21 protein-coding genes are annotated in these 21,659 nt (G+C 68.2%); 12 read left to right on the forward strand and 9 right to left on the reverse strand.

Features of this window, described 5'->3' with window-relative positions; all coding sequences use genetic code 11:
- Positions 1-150: 150 nt before the first annotated feature.
- From H0523_RS01420 to H0523_RS01445, 6 genes are all read left to right on the forward strand, one after another.
- Positions 151-3,096, forward strand: coding sequence for a TonB-dependent receptor (locus H0523_RS01420; protein ID WP_082404694.1), 2,946 nt, complete (start codon positions 151-153; stop codon positions 3,094-3,096).
- Between the two features lie 312 nt (positions 3,097-3,408).
- On the forward strand, positions 3,409-3,750 hold the full coding sequence (locus tag H0523_RS01425; RefSeq protein ID WP_054433408.1) for a hypothetical protein: 342 nt from the start codon (positions 3,409-3,411) through the stop codon (positions 3,748-3,750).
- 116 nt (positions 3,751-3,866) lie between these two features.
- On the forward strand, positions 3,867-6,638 hold the full coding sequence (mgtA, locus tag H0523_RS01430; protein WP_054433407.1) for a magnesium-translocating P-type ATPase: 2,772 nt from the start codon (positions 3,867-3,869) through the stop codon (positions 6,636-6,638).
- An 18-nt stretch (positions 6,639-6,656) separates the two neighbouring features.
- Positions 6,657-6,851, forward strand: coding sequence for a hypothetical protein (locus tag H0523_RS01435; RefSeq protein ID WP_054461150.1), 195 nt, complete (start codon positions 6,657-6,659; stop codon positions 6,849-6,851).
- A 389-nt stretch (positions 6,852-7,240) separates the two neighbouring features.
- A complete protein-coding gene (locus H0523_RS01440) occupies positions 7,241-8,320 on the forward strand; it encodes a sensor histidine kinase (protein WP_082404692.1) in 1,080 nt (359 codons plus the stop codon).
- Complete coding sequence (locus tag H0523_RS01445) at positions 8,317-8,940, forward strand: response regulator transcription factor (protein WP_054433406.1); 624 nt, start codon at positions 8,317-8,319, stop codon at positions 8,938-8,940. Before H0523_RS01440 ends, H0523_RS01445 begins: the two co-directional genes overlap by 4 nt.
- Positions 8,941-9,070: 130 nt before the next feature.
- On the opposite strand, the gene H0523_RS01450 is transcribed toward H0523_RS01445, so the two are convergent.
- From H0523_RS01450 to H0523_RS01460, 3 genes are read right to left on the reverse strand one after another with little or no spacing between them, the layout of a single operon-like run.
- Positions 9,071-10,153: an ABC transporter substrate-binding protein gene (locus tag H0523_RS01450; protein ID WP_054433405.1), complete on the reverse strand. Its 1,083-nt coding sequence runs from the start codon at positions 10,151-10,153 to the stop codon at positions 9,071-9,073.
- Positions 10,143-11,585 carry a sensor histidine kinase gene (locus H0523_RS01455; RefSeq protein ID WP_054433404.1) on the reverse strand — a complete coding sequence of 481 codons (1,443 nt, stop codon included), beginning with the start codon at positions 11,583-11,585 and terminating at the stop codon, positions 10,143-10,145. Before H0523_RS01455 ends, H0523_RS01450 begins: the two co-directional genes overlap by 11 nt.
- Entirely contained in the window at positions 11,554-12,252 is a 699-nt protein-coding gene (locus H0523_RS01460) for a response regulator transcription factor (protein WP_054433403.1), read from the reverse strand. Before H0523_RS01460 ends, H0523_RS01455 begins: the two co-directional genes overlap by 32 nt.
- Before the next feature lie 538 nt (positions 12,253-12,790).
- On the opposite strand from H0523_RS01460, the gene H0523_RS01465 reads away from it, so the two are divergent.
- Both H0523_RS01465 and phbB read left to right on the forward strand, forming a co-directional pair.
- Positions 12,791-14,131 (forward strand): CitMHS family transporter, encoded by a 1,341-nt coding sequence (locus H0523_RS01465; RefSeq protein WP_054433402.1) that lies wholly within the window; start codon positions 12,791-12,793, stop codon positions 14,129-14,131.
- 39 nt (positions 14,132-14,170) lie between these two features.
- Positions 14,171-14,911 (forward strand): acetoacetyl-CoA reductase, encoded by a 741-nt coding sequence (gene phbB, locus H0523_RS01470; RefSeq protein ID WP_054433401.1) that lies wholly within the window; start codon positions 14,171-14,173, stop codon positions 14,909-14,911.
- Between the two features lie 103 nt (positions 14,912-15,014).
- Here phbB and H0523_RS01475 read toward each other — a convergent pair whose 3' ends face one another.
- From H0523_RS01475 to H0523_RS01485, 3 genes are all read right to left on the reverse strand, one after another.
- Positions 15,015-15,374: a helix-turn-helix domain-containing protein gene (locus H0523_RS01475; protein ID WP_054433400.1), complete on the reverse strand. Its 360-nt coding sequence runs from the start codon at positions 15,372-15,374 to the stop codon at positions 15,015-15,017.
- Between the two features lie 19 nt (positions 15,375-15,393).
- Entirely contained in the window at positions 15,394-15,648 is a 255-nt protein-coding gene (locus H0523_RS01480; RefSeq protein WP_054501956.1) for a type II toxin-antitoxin system RelE family toxin, read from the reverse strand.
- A gap of 187 nt (positions 15,649-15,835) precedes the next feature.
- Positions 15,836-16,600, reverse strand: a complete 765-nt coding sequence (locus H0523_RS01485; RefSeq protein WP_054433399.1) for an SDR family oxidoreductase — start codon at positions 16,598-16,600, stop codon at positions 15,836-15,838.
- 206 nt (positions 16,601-16,806) lie between these two features.
- Here H0523_RS01485 and H0523_RS01490 point away from each other — a divergent pair, with 206 nt between their 5' ends.
- Positions 16,807-17,166 (forward strand): hypothetical protein, encoded by a 360-nt coding sequence (locus H0523_RS01490; RefSeq protein WP_231689971.1) that lies wholly within the window; start codon positions 16,807-16,809, stop codon positions 17,164-17,166.
- Positions 17,167-17,334: 168 nt separating this feature from the next.
- Here the strand turns inward: H0523_RS01490 and H0523_RS01495 are convergent, their stop codons facing one another.
- A complete protein-coding gene (locus H0523_RS01495) occupies positions 17,335-17,505 on the reverse strand; it encodes a hypothetical protein (protein ID WP_180179996.1) in 171 nt (56 codons plus the stop codon).
- Positions 17,506-17,744: 239 nt separating this feature from the next.
- Between H0523_RS01495 and H0523_RS01500 the strand changes: the two genes are divergently transcribed.
- Positions 17,745-18,089 carry a gamma-glutamylcyclotransferase family protein gene (locus tag H0523_RS01500; protein ID WP_054433398.1) on the forward strand — a complete coding sequence of 115 codons (345 nt, stop codon included), beginning with the start codon at positions 17,745-17,747 and terminating at the stop codon, positions 18,087-18,089.
- Between the two features lie 21 nt (positions 18,090-18,110).
- Here H0523_RS01500 and norR read toward each other — a convergent pair whose 3' ends face one another.
- Entirely contained in the window at positions 18,111-19,631 is a 1,521-nt protein-coding gene (gene norR / locus H0523_RS01505; RefSeq protein ID WP_054433397.1) for a nitric oxide reductase transcriptional regulator NorR, read from the reverse strand.
- Between the two features lie 150 nt (positions 19,632-19,781).
- Here norR and ytfE point away from each other — a divergent pair, with 150 nt between their 5' ends.
- Positions 19,782-20,462 (forward strand): iron-sulfur cluster repair protein YtfE, encoded by a 681-nt coding sequence (gene ytfE / locus H0523_RS01510; protein WP_054433396.1) that lies wholly within the window; start codon positions 19,782-19,784, stop codon positions 20,460-20,462.
- Here ytfE and H0523_RS01515 read toward each other — a convergent pair.
- Positions 20,459-20,767 (reverse strand): DUF1272 domain-containing protein, encoded by a 309-nt coding sequence (locus H0523_RS01515; RefSeq protein ID WP_054433395.1) that lies wholly within the window; start codon positions 20,765-20,767, stop codon positions 20,459-20,461. The genes ytfE and H0523_RS01515 overlap by 4 nt on opposite strands.
- A 299-nt stretch (positions 20,768-21,066) precedes the next feature.
- On the opposite strand from H0523_RS01515, the gene H0523_RS01520 reads away from it, so the two are divergent.
- A complete protein-coding gene (locus tag H0523_RS01520; RefSeq protein ID WP_025137021.1) occupies positions 21,067-21,492 on the forward strand; it encodes an Lrp/AsnC family transcriptional regulator in 426 nt (141 codons plus the stop codon).
- The last annotated feature ends 167 nt before the right edge of the window (positions 21,493-21,659 follow it).

The raw sequence follows: 21,659 nt of genomic DNA on the forward strand, positions 1-21,659 counted from the left end.
GAACAGTCCTGCTTACGGCGGTTGACCCGCCATCTTCTCCATTCTGCGTTCGCGTTTCGCGGCCCGGCGCGTCATGTCTCTTGAAGACGATGACCAGGGCCCTGCTTGTTGCATGGATCCGCCCTGGCGTTCACGCCGAGGAGGCAGACCATGCACCGACCGTACCGGGCGCGCCCGCGCCGCCGTTCCCCTTTTCCGCGATCCCGCGCCGCCGCCGGATTGGCCCTGGCCTGCCGGCTGACGCTCGCCGTCCTGGGCGGCGCGTCCTGGCCAGCGGCGCAGGCGCAGCCGGCGCGGGTGCAGTACGACATCAGCGCCGGGCCGCTGGCGCAGGTGCTGAGCCGCTACGCGGCGCAGTCGGGCGTGGCGTTGTCGCTGGTCGCCGGGCAGGTTGCCGGGCAACAGAGCGCGGGGCTGCATGGTCGCTACGAGGTGGATGAAGGCTTTGCGCAGCTGCTGCGCGACACGGGGCTGGCGGCCCGCCGGGGTGTGTCGGGTTACGTGCTGGTGGCGGTGCCGGGGGAAGCGGCCGGATCGGTCGTGCTGCCGCCGGTCGAGGTCGACGCCGACGCCTTGCCCGAGAAAGCGGTGTACACCGCGCCGCGTTCCTCGGCGTACCTGTCGAGTCAGGACCTCGACCGGTTCGGCCGCGTGTCGGTCGGCGACCTGCTGGCCGGCATACCGGGCGTGCAGGTCGGCGACAGCCGCAATGGCGGGGCGCTGGACGTCAACATCCGCGGCATCCAGGGGCAGAGCCGGGTGGCGGTGCGGGTCGATGGCTCCGAGCAGGCGCTGGACGTGTACCGGGGATACGCGGGCACGGCCCAGCGCAGCTATATCGACCCGGACCTGATCAGCGACGTGACCGTCAACAAAGGTCCCTCCGTGACGTCCGGCGCCATCGGCGGTTCGGTGGAAATGCGCACGCTGAGCGTGCGGGACATCCTGACGGAAGGCAGCCAGATCGGCCTGCGCCTGAAGGGCGAGTTATGGAACAACGGCGTGGCGCCGCCGCATCGTGGCGTCAATCCTCCATCTTCCTCCACAGGGGAGCCCTCGGCGAATGATCTGCGAGCCGTTCCGCATGATAGCCATGGCAGCCTGTTCGGGTCGCGCGCGGAATCGGGCAGCCTGGCGTTTGCCTATGCCAACGACCGCCTCGACTTCGTGGCGGCCTACGCGCACCGCAACCAGGGCAACTACTTCTCGGGCAAGAAGGGGCGGGAGCGTTATCGCATGTATTACCCGGGTGGTCGCTACGAGATGAACAGCGTGGCCAAGGCCTACAACCCTGGCGAAGAAGTGTTGAATTCGTCGGCCGAAACCGAGTCGACGCTGTTGAAACTGACGCTGCGACCCGCCGCAGGCCACACGCTGGAACTGGGCTACCGCCGCTACGACGGAAAAATCGGCGAAATCATGCCGTCGGACATCATCCGTTCCGGCACGGCGGGCATCACGCAGTATCCGCTGGGCGAAGCCGGTATCGACACCTATACGGCGCGCTACCAGTTCCAGCCGGCGGACAATCCGCTGGTGGACCTGGGGGTGAACCTGTGGATGACGGATGCCAAGACCAGCCAGTTGACCTCGGTGTGGGCGCCCGCGTCCCAGGCCTATGTGACGGACCGCAGATGGACCCGGCAGGCCGACCGCCGCATCGGCGGCGATCTGGCCAACACCTCGCGGTGGCGCACGGCGCACGGCGATGTCAACCTCAACCTGGGCGGCTCATTCCAGGTCGAGGATATCCGGCCGCAGCGCGGCGTCGTGACGACGCAGCAGGACATCGACGGCAACCGCGTGCTGCGCGATGCCTCGCGCCGGGAATTCAGCCTGAACGGCAAGCTGGAATACCGGCCGGTGGCGTCGCTGACGCTGTGGGGCGGTGGCCGTTACAGCCATTACGACGTCAGGGATCGCGGCGTGTATTCCACCGCCATCCGCGAACTGCGCCCCTATCGCGCCATCATGGTGAAAAAGCCGGGCGAGTGGTGGTGGCCGGGCAACTTCGGCTACCAGACGTGGTGGCCGGACGAGAATGGCCGGTACACGGACGCCACCGATCCGCGCCTGCATAACGGCATCGTGTACCAGGACAGCAACCGCCCCGAGGTCGGCGTGCCGTACGACGATTTCGGCGCGGGCTCGACCCGCGTCTATGACGAGGATGTGAAAGAGGTCGTCACCGGCTATGCGCATGCCCCCAGGCTGCGCAGCCGCGCCGGGGGCTTTGCCCCGTCGGTGGGCCTGAACCTGGAACTGGTGCCGGACACCTTCGTCTATGCCTCGTACACCCAGGGGCTGCGGTTGCCATCGCTGTTCGAGACCAGCCTCGGCACGATGAGCCTCTCTCCGGGCAGGGGACTCAAGCCCGAACGTTCCAACAGTTGGGAATTCGGCGCCAGCACGGTGCGTGGCAACCTGTTGGCCGATGGCGACACGGTCGCCGCCAAGTTGGTCTATTTCAACAACAACATCAAGCACTACATCGTGCGCTACTACGATTATGACGGCGTGGAGGCGCTGACCGAAAAGGCGCTGCAGATGAGAAACACCGATCGCTACAAGACCAGCGGATTGGAATTCCAGTCGCGCTATGACGCCGGGTGGGTGTTCGCGGATCTGGCGGCCACGTATTACCTGAAGACCGAGACCTGCGACGCGGCCTTCGCGCAGCACTTGCGTGACAACCCCAGCGCTTCCCGGCACACGGAAAACACGCCGACGTGCACGCCGGGAAGTTTCATGGGTTCGTATACCAACACCCAGAATCCGCCCAGGCTGGCCTTGAGCCTGACCGCCGGCCTGCGCTTCTTCAACGAAACGCTGACGCTGGGCGGCCGTATGGCCTACACCGCGGGCCCCACGGTCAGGACCGACCTGCCATGGCAGGAAACGCCGACGACGAAGCAGCTCGTGTACCACCCAGTGACGCTGTTCGACCTGTTCATGACCTATCGGCTGCGCGAACAGATGATGGTGAGCATCTCGGTGCAGAACCTGACGAACCGCTACTACCTGGATCCGCTGGCGCAGAGTTTCATGCCGGCGCCAGGCCGGACAGTGCGGATCGGCATGCAGACGCGCTTCTGAGCGTGCGCGGCGTCCGTGGACGGGCAGCCAGCATGCGATGCCTGCCCGGGCCGGGATCTATACCAAGGTATACGCCCCATGATCTGTTCGGAACGCCGCCCCAGACCTACACTGCCGCCTGTTGCAACCCTATAGGAGCCCGCCGTGGAAGACGACGGAAGTACCAGAACCCACGGCGCACGCCGGGTCTAGCGGGTCTGCACGTTTTTTCTGCCAGCCGCCACGCCCGTCCGGATCGATCCGGAGCCGCGACGGCTTGCATGCGCCACCTGAACCCCTGCGGGCGGAACCGCCTGTTTCCAGGAGACGCGCATGCTGTCCCATATCCTGTCCCCCAACCCCGTGCGCCGCGCGGCCCCCGCGCCGGCCTTCATCAACCTGACGTTCTACGGCAGCCCCGCGGTGCTGGCCCTGATCCGCAAGCGCCTCTACGAGGAGCTGCGGCAGCGGTCTGAGACCGTGGCCGACGTGCGTTATTCGACCGACGGCGAGCAGGCCTGCACCGCCATCAGCCTGCGCAGCGACAGCGGCAACCCGTGGCCCGTGATCACCTGGCTCAGCGACCTGTGCCGCGAGCTCGGTGTGCATACGCTGCGTGTCGGCGTGGCGCCGGCGCCGCGCGCGCAGGCCTCGGCCGTTCCCGTCCCGCATTGATCCCGCCTTACCCGATTCTCACTATCCACCAAGCCCGCGCGGGCCGTGGACGGGGGACGCTCGCGCCTTGAGCCGGGCGCGCTCCCGCCGACGGCGCGCGGGCGGGAGCAGCGAACATGAAGCAAGTCCAAGAAGCCTCGTTGCCGGCCCCGCGCGGGCCGCGCAGCGAGAAGACCTCCGCGTCCGGCGCCGCGCCGGGCAAGAACCGCACCATGCCGGTGGCGCGCCATGCCGGCCTGTCGGTGCACGAAAGCCTGCAGACGCTGCAGACGCAGCGCGCCGGCCTGAGCGACGCCGAGGTCGCGGCCCGCCGCGCCGTCGACGGCCTGAACGAGGTCGCGCACGACAAGCCGGCGCCCGCGTGGCTGCAATTGCTGCGCGCCTTCCGCAATCCGTTCGTGCTGGTGCTGCTGGGCCTGGCCGCGGTCTCGTACCTGACCGACATCCAGTTCGCGGCGCCGGCCGATCGCGACTGGACCGGCATCATCATCATGCTGACCATGGTGTCGGTCAGCGGCCTGCTGCGCTTCATCCAGGAATACCGCTCGGGCCGCGCCGCCGAGAAGCTCAAGTCGATGGTGCGCAGCACCGCCACGGTGGTCCGCCGCGACAGCCATTCCAGCGAGCCGGTGCGGCGCGAACTGCCGATGAACGAACTGGTGCCGGGCGACATCGTCGAGCTGCAGGCCGGCGACATGATTCCGGCCGACATCCGCCTGCTGCAATCGCGCGACCTGTTCATCAGCCAGGCCATCCTGACGGGCGAGGCGCTGCCGGTCGAGAAGTACGACACGCTGGGCAGCGTCAGCGCCAAGCGCGCCGAGGCGCAAGCCGGCGAGAACGCCGATCTGCTGGATCTGGCCAACATCTGCTTCATGGGCACCAACGTGGTCAGCGGCACCGCCACCGCGGTGGTGGTGGGCATCGGGCCGAATACGTACTTCGGCTCGCTGGCCAAGAACGTGGTGTCGACCAAGCGGGTCGAGACCAGCTTCGACCGCGGCGTCAACAGCGTGTCGTGGCTGCTCATCAAGTTCATGCTGGTGATGGTGCCGATCGTGTTCGTCATCAACGGCGTGACCAAGGGCGACTGGGTCACCGCGCTGACCTTCGCGCTGGCGGTGGCGGTGGGGCTGACGCCGGAAATGCTGCCGATGATCGTCTCGGCCAACCTGGCCAAGGGCGCGGTGGCGATGGCGCGGCGCAAGGTGGTGGTCAAGCGGCTCAACTCGGTGCAGAACTTCGGCGCGATGGATGTGCTGTGCACCGACAAGACCGGCACGCTGACGCAGGACCGCATCATCCTGGAACACCATTTCAACGTCGATGGCGATATTGATGACCAGGTGCTGCGCCTGGGCTGGCTGAACAGCGCCAACCAGAGCGGCCAGCGCAACCTGATGGACCGCGCCATCCTGGCCCGGGCGCGCGAGCTGCGCGGCTGGGACCGCAGCGCGCATCACGAGAAGGTCGACGAGATTCCGTTCGACTTCGTGCGCCGGCGCCTGTCGGTGGTGGTGCGCAGCGTCGACGGCGGCCTGGAGATGATCACCAAGGGCGCGGTCGAGGAAATGCTGGCGGTGAGCACGGGCGTGATGATCGACGGGCAGGAACGGCCGCTGGACGCGGCCATGCGCAAGCGCCTGCTGCGCAGCGCCGAGGCCTACAACCGCGATGGCTTCCGGGTGCTGGTGGTGGCCTCGCGCCGTCTCGAGGACAGCGGCCGCACGCAGTTCCAGGCCAGCGATGAAAGCGGGCTGGTGGTGCGCGGCTTCCTGACGTTCCTGGATCCGCCCAAGGATTCGGCGCAGGCCGCGATCCGCGCGCTCAACGACTACGGCGTGGCGGTGAAGGTGCTGACCGGCGACAACCCCATCGTGGCGGCCAAGGTCTGCCGCGAGGTGGGCCTGGATCTGGGCGATGACGACGCGCGCGTGCTGCTGGGCGCCGACATCGAGCAGATGGACGACGTGACGCTGTGCCGCCGCGCCGAGACCGCGGTGCTGTTCGCCAAGCTGACGCCGCTGCAGAAGTCGCGGGTGGTCAAGGCGCTGCAGGCCAACGGCCACACCGTGGGCTTCCTGGGCGACGGCATCAACGATGCCCCCGCGCTGCGCGACGCCGACGTCGGCATCTCGGTGGACAGCGGCGCCGACATCGCCAAGGAGACCGCCGACATCGTGTTGCTGGAAAAAGACCTGATGGTGCTGGAACAGGGCGTCATCAAGGGCCGCGAGACCTTCGGCAACATCCTCAAGTACCTGAACATGACCGCCAGCTCGAACTTCGGCAACGTGTTCTCGGTGCTGGTGGCGTCGGCCTGGCTGCCGTGGGAGCCGATGCTGTCGCTGCAGCTGCTGATCCAGAACCTGGTGTACGACATCTCGCAGCTGACCCTGCCGTGGGACCGCATGGACGATGAGTTCCTGAAGAAGCCGCGCAAGTGGGAAGCGGGCAATATCCAGCGCTTCATGCTGTGGCTGGGGCCGACCTCGTCGGTGTTCGACATCACCACGTATTTCCTGATGTGGACGGTGTTCGGCGCGGGCGCGGCCTATGCCCTGCACGGCGGCGACGGCGGCCAGACCATCATGAATTCGGGCTGGTTCATCGAGGGCCTGGTATCGCAGACTTTCGTGGTGCACATGCTGCGCACCCGCAAGATCCCGTTCCTGCAGAGCACGGCGTCGCTGCCGGTGCTGTTGTCGACCACCGCCGCGATCGCGCTGGCGTGCTGGCTGCCGTTCTCGCCGATCGCCGAGTCGATCGGGTTCGTGGCCCTGCCGCCGATCTACTTCGGCTGGCTGGCGCTGACCATCCTGGGCTACATCGCGCTGACGCAGCAGGTCAAGACCTTCTACATCCGCCGCTATGGCCGCTGGTACTGACATGCCGGGAGAGACGACATGGAAAAAGCGTTCGAGGAAATGCGCAAGTTCTCGCGCGACATGCACGCCTACGAGGTCGAACGGGCCGCCTTGCGCCGGCCCGGACAGACGCCGGACCTGCCGGACGGTCCGCTGATCCCGCTGCGGCTGTTGGTGCCGATGCTGCTGGCGTGGACGTTGGGCGTGGGCGGGATCCTGTGTTTCCTGCCCTGACGGCGGGACGGGCAGGCGGGCGGCAAGGCGCCGCCCGCCTGCCTCAGGCGATGCGGTGCAGCGCCTGGATCACGCCGAGCGCGATCCAGATGCCGACGAGCACGGCGCCGCGGACGATCCAGAGGGCCTTGATGGACGGTTTCATGGGGAGGCTGCCGGTAGGCGTTGGCGGGACGGCGCGCCCTGCGGACGCGTCGTTGGGGGACCCGAAAATTATAGGAACCGGCCCCTGCGCGGGCGAGGCGCCATTGGGATGGCGGGGATATACCTTGGTATATGCCGGCTTTCCGAAAGTGCGCCGCGGTCCGCGCCTGTCTCTACAATGGCGTCTCGCGGCGCGCGGCCATCGGGGCCCGGCGCCGGCGTCCATTCAACGGGGTGGCAGCGCCATGTTCCTCAAGCCGGCCAGGTATCTGAAGCAGCGTCCCGGCGCGGGCGTCGCGTTGCTGGTGGCGCTGATGGCGCTGGTGTTCCTGGTGGACACCTTCACCCGCCTGGAAATCGCCGTGGCGGTGTTCTACGTGGCGGTGATCCTGGCGGCGCTGAGCTTCCTGCCGCGGCGCGGCGTCACCATTGTGGCGGTGGCGTGCGCGGCGTTGACGCTGCTCAGCCTGTACCTCACGCCCAACGGCGGCGTGCTGCGCGAGCTGGGGCTGATCAATGCGCTCATCAGCATCGCCGCCATCGGCGTGACCACCTACCTGGCGCTCAAGCGGGCGGCGGCCGAGGACGCGGCGTTCGAGGCGCGCACGCAGCTGGCGCGCATGGCGCGCATCCACAGCCTGGGCGAGCTGACCGCGTCGATCGCGCACGAGATCAACCAGCCGCTGGCGGCCATCGCCACCAGCGGCAGCGCCTGCCAGCGCTGGCTGGAGCACGATCCGCCCAACATCGAGCGGGCCCTGCGCGCGTTGCAGCGCATGACCGGCGACGTGCACCGCGCCAGCGAGGTGGTGGCGCGCATCCGCCGCGATGCGCGCAATGCCGCGCCGCAACGCGAGCGGCTGGACCTGGCCGACGTGATCGGCGAGGTGCTGGAACTGGCCGGCGGCGAACTGGCGCGCAACGAAGTGGTGGTGTCCACCCGCATCCAGGAGCGCGTGCCGGCGGTGCTGGGCGATCGCGTGCAGCTGGGGCAGGTGCTGGTCAACCTGGTGCTCAACGCCATCGAGGCGATGCAGCAGACCCCGGCCGGCGCGCGCCATCTGACGCTGCGCCTGTCGTGCCAGGAGCCGGGGCAGGTGCAGTGTTCGTTGACCGACACCGGCCCGGGCCTGGACCCGCAGGCGCGCGAGCGCCTGTTCGATACCTTCTGGAGCACCAAGCCGGAGGGCACCGGCCTGGGCCTGACCATCAGCCGCGGCATCATCGAGAGCCACGGCGGCAGGTTGTGGGCCGAGCCCGCCGCGCGCGAGGGCGCGGTGTTCTGTTTCATGCTGCCGGCGGCGGCCGAGGATGAGTCTGCATGATCGCAAGCACGCGGCCCGAGCCGGCCACGATCCACATCGTCGATGACGACGCCTCGCTGCGCGAGTCGCTGGAGGACCTGATGCATTCGGTCGGCCTGCCGGTGCGCGGCTATGGCTCGGCGCAGGAATTCCTGGACGCCGATCCGGGCGCCGGCCCGGCCTGCCTGGTGCTGGACGTGCGCCTGCCGGGATTGAGCGGCATGGACCTGCTGCGGCGCCTGCAGCAGGCGCGGCGGCGCATGCCGGTGGTGATGATCACCGGCCACGGCGACATCCCCATGTCGGTCGCGGCGATGAAGCTGGGCGCGGTGGACTTCCTGACCAAGCCTTTCCGCGACCAGGACCTGCTGGACACCATCCACGCGGCGGTCGAGAAGGATCGCGCGCAACTGGCCAGCGCGTCGGGTTCGGACGAGGTCCAGGCCCGCTGGGACAGCTTGACCGACGGCGAGAAGGCGGTGATGGAGCGGGTGGTGCGCGGCATGCTGAACAAGCAGATCGCGGCCGAACTCAACGTCAGCGAGATCACGGTCAAGGTGCGGCGCGGGCGCGTCATGCGCAAGATGCAGGTGCGCACGCTGGCGGACCTGGTGCGCGCGGGCGGGCAACTGGGCGGCTAGCGTCCCTGGCCATGGAACGGCCAGCCTCCGGTCGCGGCTGGCAGGCCGTCGCCGCCGTGTACAGGCGGCCTCAATCCGCCTTGACAGACCGCTGACGTCGCGGTGCGGGCCGCCTTGTCAGTCGACCTTGTCAGTCCGCCTTGCCGGGCGGTTGCGCCGCCGCGCGCCACAGGTCGAGGAAGTGGCGCTTCTTCAGCGGATCCAGGTACACCAGCAAGCCCACGCCCAGCGCCACCGGCCGCACCCCCGCCGCCGGCACCACCGAGGCGCCGACCGGCCGCATGCCGGATTGGCGCGCGAGCATGTCCTGGCCGCGCGGCGACAGCAGGTAGTCGAGAAAGCGCGCGCCCAGGTCGGCGCGCGGCGCCTGCCGCGGAATGATGGCCGAGCGCGACAGCATTAGCGTGTAGTCCTGCGGATAGAGGATGGCCAGCGGCGCGCCCTGGTCGATGCGGTGGCGGGTATAGGATTCCAGCAGGTTGTAGGCCAGCGTGATCTCGCCGCGTTCGAGCTTGTCGAGCGCGTGCTCGGTCGATTCGTGGACGCTCACGCCGTTGCGGCCGAAGGCGGCCAGCAGCGCGCCGGCCAGGCTGTCCAGGCGCGCGTCCTGGGTGGCGGCCAGGTAGCCGATGCCGCTGCCTTCGACGTCGTAGGTCGAGATGCGGCCGGCCAGCGGCTGGTCGGGCGCCTGCAGCAGGGCCAGCAGTTCGCGGCGGGTGCGCGGCGCGCGCGCTGCGTCTAGCGTGCGGGTGTCGTAGACCATCACGATGGGATCGGTGCCGATGCTGAAGACCTCGTCGCGCCAGTTGGCCCAGGCGGGCAGGGCGCGGGTGTCCGGCGACACGTGCGGCTGCGCATGGCCGTCGTTGACCAGCTTGGTCTGCAGGTCCATGGCGCTGCTGATGACCAGGTCGGGGCCGGCCTTCTCGCCCGGGGCCTGCGCGGCGCGGGCGGTCACTTCGGCATACAGCGCCTGGGTCGACAGCTCCGTGTATTCGAGGCGCACGCCGGGGTTGAGCTGGCTGAAGTCCTCCAGCACGCCGCGAAACACCTGCACGCTGTTGGAGGCGTGCAGCACCAGCACGTGCTTGCTGTCGGCCGGGCCCAGCGTCAGGCCGTCGGCGCTGGTCTCGGCGGCGGGGCTGGCGCTCGTCAGGAGCAGGGCGGCGCCGGCCGCGGCCAGGCGCGCGAGCAGGGGAAATCTAGGCGTCATGGGCGTTGGCGGGCAGGTAGACGACGGCTTCGAGGCCGCCGCCGGGGCGGTTGCTGAGACTGAGCCGGCCCTGGTGGATGTCGACCACGCGCTTGATGATGGACAGCCCCAGGCCGGCGCCGGGCGTGCGCGGGTTGGGGCCGCGCGAGAAACGCTCGAAGGCGCTTTGCGCCAGCGCGGGCGGGATGCCGGGCCCCTGGTCGGCCACGGTGATGCGCCAGCCGGCGTCGTGGCGTTCGAGCCGCACGTCGATGTGGCCGTCGGCCGAGGCGCCATGACGCAGGGCGTTGTCGATCAGGTTCTTGAAGGCCTCGCGCAGCATCAGGCTGTCGCCCGCGATGCGGGGCGGCGCGCCATCTTCCGCGTCGGGCAGGCGCAGCCGCACGTCGGGTTGCGGGTCGGCCTGCGGCACGGTGTCGTAGACGGCCTGGGACAGCAGCTCGGCCAGATCCACGGGGCCGAACTTGCGCACGTTGCTGCGATGGATGACGCTGGCGTCGCTGAGCAGCTGGTTCACCAGCCGCGACAGCTTTTCGGCGTTGCGCAGCACCGCCAGCAGGCTGCGGCGCTGTTCGGCCGGATCTTCCTCGTCCAGCGCCACTTCCATCTGCGCGTGCAGCGCCGCCAGCGGCGTGCGCAGCTGGTGCGCGGCCTCGGCGATGAACAGGCGCAGGGTATCGAGGTTCTCGGACAGCCGCGCCATGAAGCCGTCGAGCGAATGCACCAGCGTGTCCAGTTCCTCGGGCACCGGCGCGGCGATCGGATGCAGGTCGGCGGCGCTGCGCGCGGCCAGCTCGCGCTCGATGCGCTGGATCGGCGAGAGCGAGCGCTGCAGGCCCCAATAGGCCAGCGCCAGCGCCGCGGCGGTGAAGCCGATCAGCGTCAGCGTGCCCTGCCACAGGATGCTCTCGGCCAGCGCGTTGCGCGCCTCGCGCGTTTGCGCCACCTGGATCAGCGCGGTTTCGGTGGCGCGCGGGCCGGCGATCTTGCGCTCCATCCATGCCACCCGCACGGGCTGGCCCTGGTAGCCGGTGGTGAACAGTTGCGGCGCGGCCGCGGCATCGGCGCCGTGGCCGGGCGGGGCGGCCAGGTCGGCGTAACCGGAGATCAGCGCGCCGTCGGCGGCCGCCACGCGGTAGAACACGCGGTCGCGCGGCGCCTGTTCCAGCAGTGCCAGGGCGGCGTAGGGCATGTCCATCTGCCACTCGCCCTGCACCAGCTGCAGGCTGTCCGCCATCGACAGCACCGAGGCGCGCAGCAGTTGGTCGTAGGTGGTGTCGGCGGTCTGCTGCGCATAGCCGCGCACCAGCAGGTACAGCGCGCTCAGCCCGACCACGAACAGCGCCAGCAGCATCGCCAGCAGGCGCCGGCGCACGGAAATGCGGTGGGACGGCACCGCCTCAGTCCCGTGGCGCCAGGGCGGCGTCGGCATCCCCGGCCGCCGTCAGCAGATAACCCGTGCCGCGCTGCGTCTCGATGCGCAGCGGCGAGCCTTCCAGCTTCTTGCGCAATCGCGCGATGTAGACCTCGATGGCATTGGGCGCGGCGTCGTCATCGAACGCGAACAGCTTGTTGGCGATCTCGGCCTTGCTGACCGCGCGGTTCATGCCGGCCAGCAGGATCTCGAGCAGGCTGTACTCGCGCTTGGGCAGATCGATGCGCTGCCCCGCCAGGCTGACCTGCCGCGCCGCGCTGTCGATCACCAGCTCGCCAAACCGCAACACTCCCGCTGCCTGCACGCTGGGCCGCCGCAGCAACGCCCGGCAGCGCGCTTCCAGCTCGCGGAAGTCGAACGGCTTGGCCAGGTAATCATCGGCCCCCGTATCCAGCGCATGCACCCGATCCTCGATATCGATGCGCGCCGTCAACGCCAGCACCGGCGTCTTGCTGCCCCGATCCCGCAACCGATGCAGGATCTCGAACCCCGACATGCGCGGCAATCCGATATCCAGGATCACCAGGTCAAAGGTCTCGTACTGCAACACCCCGTCCGCGTTCAACCCATCCATCTGGCAATCGACGGCATGCCCAAGACGACGCAGTCGCCGTACGAGCGCGTCGGCCAGGTCCTCATCATCTTCGATCACCAGAATCCGCATGCGCGAGATTGTCGCATAGCGCCCCACGCCACCCGCGCACCCAGCGACTACATCCGTCCCCTTGTAACGCCCTGTCATAGCTCCCAGATTCCCCATCAGCGCGCAGCGAACACCCTCACGCCATCCCCCACCGCGTAAGCCGTTTGGGCCGCCCGCGCGGCCCAAAAAGGCGGGCCCCCCAAACCGCTCCCACGCCGCCGAGGTCCAGCAACGCACCAAACCAAGACACCGGTAGTCCGGGGTGGGGCGGGTGTCGCGGAGCGCGCCGTCAGATGCGCCCGACGGAATCCGAAGGAGTCGCCGCAGGCGAGGACGAGGATGAGGAAGGGGCAGTCCGGAGCGAACGCTCCGGACCGCAATCGCAGGCGCGCCCCGCGACACCCGCCCGCCCTGGACGGCCTACATCTCCTTTGTCACCCACTCCCCACCCGACCCCGGCCCTAAAAAAAACGACAGGTTCCAGACAGCTTTTCTTCCTAGTCTTCCGCCCCAGCGCCCCACCGGCGTGCAAATAACAACGAGCCCGGAGATACCCCTCATGCTATTGACCCTGCTTGGCTTCGGCATGGTGATCACGTTCATGACGCTGATCATGACCAAGCGCCTGTCGCCCCTGGTGGCGCTGATCCTCGTCCCCATCCTCTTCGCCCTGCTCGGCGGCTTCGGCGCCGGCATCGACAAGATGATGCTCGACGGCATCCGCAAGATCGCGCCCACCGGCGTCATGCTGATGTTCGCCATCCTCTACTTCGGCGTGATGATCGACGCCGGCCTGTTCGACCCCATCGTCGGCCGCATCCTGCGCGCCGTGAAGGGCGACCCGCTCAAGATCGTGGTCGGCACCACCGTGCTGGCGCTGGTGATCTCGCTGGATGGCGACGGCTCCACCACCTACATGATCGTGGTCGCGTCGATGCTGCCGCTGTACCGCCGCCTGAAGATGAACGCGCTGTCCATGACCTGTCTGGCGATGCTGGCCAGCGGCGTCATGAACCTGACGCCGTGGGGCGGGCCGACCGCGCGCGCCGCCAGCGCGCTGCACGTGGACGCCGGCGACATCTTCGTGCCGCTGGTGCCGGTGATGGGCGTGGCCATCGTCGCGATCCTGGTCCTGGCCTTCTTCCTGGGCCTGCGCGAACGCCGCCGCCTGGGCGTGCTGTCGCTGCCCGACGGCGCCTCGCTGCACGCCGGCTACGACGAGGACGGTCCCAAGAACCTGCCCGAGATCGAGGTCGACCACGACCTGCGCCGTCCCAGGCTGCTGTGGGTCAACGCCGGCCTGACGCTGGCGCTGATGGTGAGCCTGGTGATGGGCGTGCTGCCGCTGCCGGTGCTGTTCATGATCGCCTTCGCGATCGCCCTGATCATCAACTATCCGAACCTGGCCGAGCAGCGCCGCCGCGTGGCGCAACACGCCGGCAACGTGCTGTCGGTGGTGTCGCTGATCTTCGCGGCGGGCATCTTCACCGGCATCCTGTCGGGCACGGGCATGGTCGAAGCCATGTCGCGCAGCCTGCTGGCGGTGATCCCCGACGCGCTCGGGCCGTACCTGGCCGGCATCACCGCGCTGGTCAGCCTGCCGTTCACCTTCTTCATGTCGAACGACGCCTTCTACTTCGGCGTGCTGCCGATCCTGAGCGAAGCCGCGCAGGGCTACGGCATCTCGCCGGTGGAAATGGCGCGCGCCTCGCTGATCGGTCAGCCGGTGCACCTGCTCAGCCCGCTGGTGCCGTCGACCTACCTGCTGGTGGGCCTGGCGGGCGTCGAGTTCGGCGACCACCAGCGCTATTCGCTCAAGTGGGCCACGATGGTGTGCCTGGTGATGCTGGCGGCCGCGCTGGCGTTCGGCCTGTTCCCCCTGGTCGGTTCCGTCGCCTGACGGCCGCGCCTCTACGCGTTTCTTGAAAGGAGAACGTTCATGGCTTTGCGCATTGCTTACGTCACCAGCGGGATGGGCCACACGGGCACCGCGATCTGCCAGGCGCTGCACCACGCGGGCCACCGCGTCATCGCCGGCTGCGGGCCGCGCTCGTCGCGCAAGGACCACTGGCTGAAGGAACAGAAGTCGCTGGGCTACGACTTCATCGCCTCGGAAGGCGACGCCACCGACTGGGCCTCGACCGAGGCGGCCTTCGCCAAGGTGCGGCGCGAGGTCGGCGAGATCGACGTGCTGGTCAACAACGCCGGCGCCATGCTCGACATGCGCTTTCGCCAGATGAGCCACGCCGACTGGTCGGCGGTGCTGCGCAGCAACCTGGACACGCTGTTCAACAGCACCAAGCAGGTGGTCGACGGCATGGCCGAGCGCGGCTGGGGCCGCATCATCAACATCGGTTCGGTCGCCGCCGAGAAGGGCCAGATCGGCCAGATCAACTACGCCACCGCCAAGGGCGGCGTCATCGGCTTCACCCGTTCGCTGGCGCAGGAAGTGGCGGCGCGCGGCGTCACCGTCAACCTGGTGTCGCCGGGCTTTATCGCCGACGACACCGTCAAGGCGTTCCCGCCGGCGCTGCTGGACCGCATCATCGAAAGCGTGCCGGTGGGCCGCCTGGGCACCGCCAAGGACCTGGCCGGGCTGTGCGCCTGGCTGGCTTCTGACGAGGCGGCGTTCGTGACGGGCGCGAACTATGCGATCAATGGCGGCGTGTATATGAGTTGAGGGGGGCTTGGCGAGCTTGCTGTCGGTGGTGTCGTCCGGACCTAAGGCAATCGGTGATCACTGTGGGGAATGGCCCGCCTGAAGGGCCATTCCTTTTCCCGAGCTACACGTCGAGCTGGTCGAACTGGATGCCGAGGGCTGCCGCGATGCGCTCACGCGTGCTCTTTCGAGGATTGGCATCGGGGGCTTCCATCGCCGCGTAGCTGGGTTGACGTATGCCCAGCCGGGTGGCCATGTCGATCTGGGTGATCTCCAGGTACTCGCGCCACGCGCGTACGATGCTCCAGCCATTTCCGCTCATCAACGCAACGACCTCATGGGGAATCGAGCCATCCGCGGGTACCCGCGCAGGACGCCGGGTCTGGCGCGATTTCTTGCCGGTCAACGCCAGGTATTCCGCGTAGGGAAGGACGACGAACGCAGGCTTGCCGTCGGACTCGAGAATAGTGGGGTGCAGGCGCATGGAGGTTCCACGGTTGGTATCAATAGGTATTGTCGTCGCGTCGCTTAACTTCCTGAACGTCAATGATGCGAACGGCGGTTGCGACATCAAACAGGACGCGGTACGCGCCGATCCGCAGACGGAAGCCATATTGGTGTTGGCTGAGTGCCTTGATGTTGTGCATGGCCGGGAAGGCTTCCAGTTTGGCGACTTCTCCAAGGATGCGTCGTTGATCGCTGACGGGGAGTTTCAACAATTGCCTGACGGCCTTCTTTGCCCAGTTGATGACGTACACAATGCGGAGCCTGTCCAGTATATAGCTTAATCTATATAGGTTTACGCCCTGCCAAAGCAAAAGAAGCAGGAACCTGAGACTTTCTAAGGTTCCTGCCCACACGTATCAAGCTTGTTGCGTGTTTCTAGGACAATCGACTGATTCTTCGCCGAGCGTCTGCGGCGCGAGAATGTCCACGGCGGCGCTATTACCCCCGATTGACCGACACCCCGCCATCCACCAGCAATGCCGTGCCGGTGGTGAAGCTGGACGCGTCCGAGGCCAGGTACAGGGCCGAGCGCGCGATCTCGGCCGGCGTGGCCAGGCGCTTGAGCGCGTGCAGGCCTTCGATGTAGCGGCGCGCCTCGGGCGAGTCCATCGAGGCGCGGCCCATCGGCGTGTCGGTGCCGCCGGGCAGCAGGGCGTTGGCGCGGATGCCCTGGGCGCCGTATTCCACGGCGATGGCCTGGACCAGGCCGATCAGGCCGGCCTTGCTGGCGGCGTAGGCGCCCATGCCCGGAAAGCCCGCGGTATGGCCGACGAACGTGGACGTGAAGACCAGCGAGCCGCCGCCGCGCCGCAACAGGGCCGGGATCTGGTGGCGCGCGCCGAGGAAGGCGCTGCCCAGGTTGGTGTCCAGGATCTGGCGCCATGCGTCGGGCGCGAGCTGGTGCAGGGGCACGGCCTCGCCGGTCATGCCGGCGTTGTTGAAGGCGATGTCCAGTCCGCCGAAGCGGCGCTCGGCGACGGTGACGGCGGCTTCGGCCACGGCCTCGTCGCGCACGTCGCCGGCCAGCGGCACGGCGCGGCCGCCGGCGGCCTCGATGTCCGCCACCAGGCGTTCCAGTTCGGCCTGGCGCCGCGCCACCAGGACCAGGTCCGCGCCCTCGCGCGCGAACAGCTTGGCCGCTTCGTAACCGATGCCTGAACTGGCGCCCGTGATGATGGCGACCTTGCCGGTCAGTTGCTGCATGATGGTTCCTTGTGGGTGAATGAGCCGCCACGATAGGCAGGCCGCGTCGGCCGCGCTATCCGGTTCTTGCGTTCCCGGCCGGTCGCGCCTGAAGGGGCGGTTCCGGCGTCTCCTCGGGTCGCGCCGGCGAGGCGGTCGCGCTGGCATGCGGCCGCGCCTGGGCCGTGCCACAATCGGCGCTGGTTGATCGAATACAGAGGAACGCCATGACAGTCCGGTCCCGCCGCGCCGCCCTGGGCGCGGGCGCAATGGCTCTGCTGCTGTTGGCCGCTTGCGGCAAGAAGACGGAATATCCGCCCGAGGTGCAACGCGCCACCTACGGTTCCTGCCTGGCAGGCTTCAAGGCCAAGGCGCCGCCCGCCATCGCCGCCGGCGATGTGGACGCCAAGGCCAAGGGCTATTGCCAGTGCGTGATGGATGGCCTGCAGTCCAAGGTGCCGGTGAAGGATTTCCTGCGCTACGACGAGCTGCTGGCCACCAAGGTCAACAACGCCGAAAGCGAGAAGCTGGGCGCGCAGGTGATGGCCGTGGTCAATGTCTGCCTGAAGCAGATTCCGGACCTGTAGGCGCCACGGCGGCGCCAACAACACGGCCGCCCTGGATGACGGGGCGGCCTTCGTGTCTTTCAGCGGTGCTCAGGCCTGGCCAAGTCTGTTGGCGGGAAGGCCGCGGGCGCTGCGGGCGATGTGCCCGTCATACTGCGGGGTGATGCGCGGACCGTGCCGCGAACGGCGTCAGGCGCGTTGCGGATTGGCGGCGGCGGACGTCTTGTCCTTTTCCGTTTGCGCCTGCTTGCGCGCGGCGTCTTCTTTCTGCTGCTGGCTCTGCTGTTCCTGTTGCTTGTTGGGCGACTGGTTCTGGTCCGGTTGGTTGGACGAAGCCTGATAGCGGGTGGGGAAAGTCATGATGCGTACCTCTTGGTTGGATGCGGCGAGATGCCACCAACCCACGGTAGTCCGCTGCGGTGATATCCCCTAACGTTCATTTGAAACAAACAATCTTGCCGGCAAACGTGCGTGTGGCAGGCGCGGGCGCTGACAGCGGTCGGGCCGGATCCCGGGGCCTGTCCGAGCGCAGGCGTGCGGTGATAACTGGTGTAAAGTGGAGAACACCATATTTCCTGAAGGACACAAAGGTGCCTGAAATGAACGAAACCGGCGTGCTGCTTTTCTCCTATGGAACCTTGCAGGACAAGGCCGTGCAGCGCGCCAACTTCGGCCGCGAACTCAACGGCCGGGCCGACGCCATGCTGGGCTACGTGCAGCGCTGGGTCGAGATCACCGACCCCGAGGTGATCAAGACCAGCGGCCTGGCGCGGCATCCCATCGTCAGCGCCAGCGACGACCCGCGCGACGAGGTGGCGGGCATGGTGTTCGAGATCACCGGCCAGGAGCTCGAAGCCGCCGACCGCTACGAAGTGTCCGACTACAAGCGGGTCTCGGTGCGCCTGAAGTCCGGCGCGCAGGCCTGGGTGTACGTCAAGGCCTGAGCCGGCGCGGATGGCGCCGTCTCAGCCCTTCAGGCCAAGACGGCGCGCCAGCTTGTGCAGGTTGCTGGCGTCGATTTCAAGCGCGCGCGCGGCGCCGGCCCAGCTGCCCTGGTGCCGTTCGAGCGCCTGGCGGATCGCCTGGCGCTGGCAGGCGTCGACCGCGCCGCGCAGCGTCTGCGTGGCGCCGGCCGGCAGGGCCGGTTGTTCGGGTGGGGGCGCCGGCAGGGCGCCGTCCTCCAGGTCCAGCAGGCCAGCGCCCAGCGTCACGATCTCGTTGCGATGAGCGCCATGGCTGACGGCCTTGATGGCGGCGCGGCTGATGACGTGTTCCAGTTCGCGCACGTTGCCGGGCCAGCGGTAGCGGCTCAGCATGTCCTCGGCCTCGGGTGACAGCCGCAGGCTGCGCAGCCCCAGGCGGGCGCGATTCAGTTCCAGGTAGCGGCCGGCCAGCAGCAGCACGTCGCGGCCGCGTTCGCGCAGCGGCGGGATCGGCACCGGATAGACCGACAGGCGGTGGTACAGGTCGGCGCGGAAATCGCCCTGGCGCACCCGATCGCGCAGGTCGCGGTTGGTGGCGGCAACGATGCGCACGTCCACGGTGCGCGGGCGGTCGTCGCCAAGCCGCTGGATTTCGCCGTTCTGCAGCGTGCGCAGCAGCTTGGCCTGCACCGCCAGCGGCAATTCGCCCACCTCGTCCAGGAACAGCGTGCCGCCATTGGCGGCTTCGAAGCGGCCGGGCCGCTCGCTCATCGCGCCGGAGAACGCGCCCTTGGCATGGCCGAACAGTTCGCTTTCGGCCAGCGATTCCGGCAGCGCCGCGCAGTTCACGTGCACCAGCGGCTTGCCGCGGCGGCGCGACTGGCGGTGCACGCGATGCGCGAACAATTCCTTGCCGACGCCGGTCTCGCCCAGCAGCAGGATCGGCAGCTCGGAGTCCGCCACCACCTCGATCTCGTGCAGCAGCCGGCCGATGGCCTCGCTCTGGCCAAGGATGTCGCTGTCGTCGGCCAGCGCGCTGTCCGTCGGCGCGGCGCCGCGCGCCAGCCGCAGGGCGCGCGTTTCGGCCTCCAGGCGGGTCACGCGCAGGGCTGCCTCGACCAGCACGATCATCTCGCGCAGGTCCGACTGCGCCTCGGCGTCGAAGGTGCCGACCTCCAGCGCGTCCAGCGTCAGCACGCCCCAGGGCTGGCCCTCGATATGCAGGCTGGTGCCCATGCAGTCGTGCACCGGCAGCGGTTCGCCCGCCATGCCGTTGATCAGGCCGTCGTACGGATCGGGCAGGGTGCTGTCATGGTGGAAACAGGTGACGCCGCGGCGCGCCAGGATGGCTGCCAGCCGCGGATGCTGCTGGACCGCGAAGCGGCGACCGAGCGCATCCTGGGTCAGGCCGTCCACGGCGATCGGCCGCAGGTGGTCGGCCTCCAGCTGCAGCAGGGCGACGGCGCCGCAGCGGAAATGGGCCCGCAGTCCGGCTGCCAGCCGCTGCAATCGCACGGCGGCGGGCAGGTCCACGACCAGGTCGGTAAGCAACAGGTTTTGCATGGGTTGATCGTACCCTTGCGGGTCATAAATACCGCATCCTGGCCGGGTGGTTTTCACCCTTTAATTTGCAAGCCCTTGATTTGGCGCAAGCATTTCCTGGCATGGATCTCGCTACTGCTCAAGCACCCTCATCAAGCATGGAGAAACGCAATGAGCATGGTTGAGCAGTCCCTGGGCCAGTTGGCCCGCAGCATTCCCGGCGCCACCCAGGTGTTCCACGAGTACCAGCTGGACTTCTGCTGTGGCGGCAAGAAAAGCCTGGCCGAGGCGGCGGCGCAGCGCTCGCTGGACGCGGCCCAGATCGAGGCGCGCCTGCAGGCCCTGGCGGGCGCGGCGTCGGACGAGCGCGATTGGGGCCAGGCCAGCCCGGGCGACCTGATCGACCACATCCTGGCGCGCTACCACGAGGTCCACCGGCAGCAGCTGCCCGAACTGATCCGGCTGGCGATGAAGGTCGAGCAGGTGCATGCCGACAGCCCCGATTGCCCGACCGGCCTGGCCGACCACCTGCGCGACATGCGCCAGGAGCTGGAAAGCCATATGCAGAAGGAAGAGCAGGTGCTGTTCCCGATGCTGGCGCGCGGCCATGGCGCCATGGCGGTCATGCCGATCACCATGATGCGCATGGAGCACGACGATCACGGCGTGGCGCTGGAGCGCCTGATGGCGCTGACGCACGACCTGACGCTGCCGCGCGCCGCCTGCAATACCTGGCGCGCGCTGTACCTGGGAATCGGCACGTTCAAGCAGGACCTGATGGCCCACATCCACCTGGAGAACAACATCCTGTTCGAGAACGCCGAGGCCGAGGCGGTCCGGCCGCGCGGCTAGCGTTCCTGCGCGGGAAGGTCGCGCAGCCGGCGCAGCAAGGTCGCGTGCGCGGCCAGGTCGGCCGGGCGGTGCTTGCGCGCGGTCGTGGCCGGATAGTTGCCCAGGAAATTGCCATTGCGCCAGTCAGCGGCCGGTCTGACCGGCCGCGGCGCGAAGCCGCCGCCGCAGTTGGGGCAGACATTGCCCAGCACCTCGTCGGCGCAACGCACGCAAAACGTGCATTCGAAACTGCAGATCCGCGCGTCGGCGCTGGCCGGGGGCAGGTCGGCGTCGCAGTGTTCACAGCTGGGGCGCAATTCAAGCATGGCGGATTCCTGAAAAGGATGGTCAGCCAGCGTACCCGGCACTCGCCGGCGGATCGAGGACATGGTCGGACAATTCGCGGCCGGAAACGGCCACGCGCCGAGGCGGCAGGGCCGCGCCGGTCGGCCCTGTCCAGCCAAAAATCCGCCCAAAATCAATACCCTGCGAAACGCGGTAAATTGGGGCCGTGGTAACAGCGCCCCAGGCGCGGGCACGCCGGCCTGCCGGTCATCCCGCGCCTGTATCGTGCCGAATCCGTATAAGATGCGAAATTGGCGCCAATTTTTACGCGGGAACAATCATGGACACACTAGATCAGCAATTGCTGGGGCTGTTGCGCGCCGACGCACGCGCAACCGTGGCAACCCTGGCCAAAAAGCTCGACGTCTCACGGGGCACCATCAACAACCGCATCGCGCGGATGGAAGACGACGGCATCATCGTCGGCTATACCGTCAGGCTGCGCCCCGAATCCGAACCCGACCAGATCGGCGCCTGGATGAACATCGCCGTCGATGGCAACGAAACCCGCCGCGTCGTCAGCATCCTCCTGGGCGACCCCGCCGTCGTCGCCCTGCACGACACCAACGGCCGCTGGGACCTGCTGGCCGAACTGCGCGTCGCCAACATCGAGGAAATGTCCCGCGTCCTGGACCGCGTTCGCCTCATCAAGGCCATCTCCGCGACGGAAACCAGCATCCACCTGAAAAGCTACAAACTCGATTGACCGGCCGCGCGACCAAGCCAGTCAGCTGGTCCGCCCCGGAACATGTCGCCCGCGCCACACCTTCCGACCCCGGCCCCCGCGCCCACCCTTCCGTCGAAAGCGCCCAATCGCCACCCCTGTCCCGTTGAAGGCCCCCCTTCAACGCTCCCCCTGGCACGCCCAAACGC

Origin of the sequence: Achromobacter insuavis, assembly GCF_902859645.1 — a bacterium.
Taxonomy (GTDB): Bacteria; Pseudomonadota; Gammaproteobacteria; order Burkholderiales; family Burkholderiaceae_B; genus Achromobacter; species Achromobacter insuavis.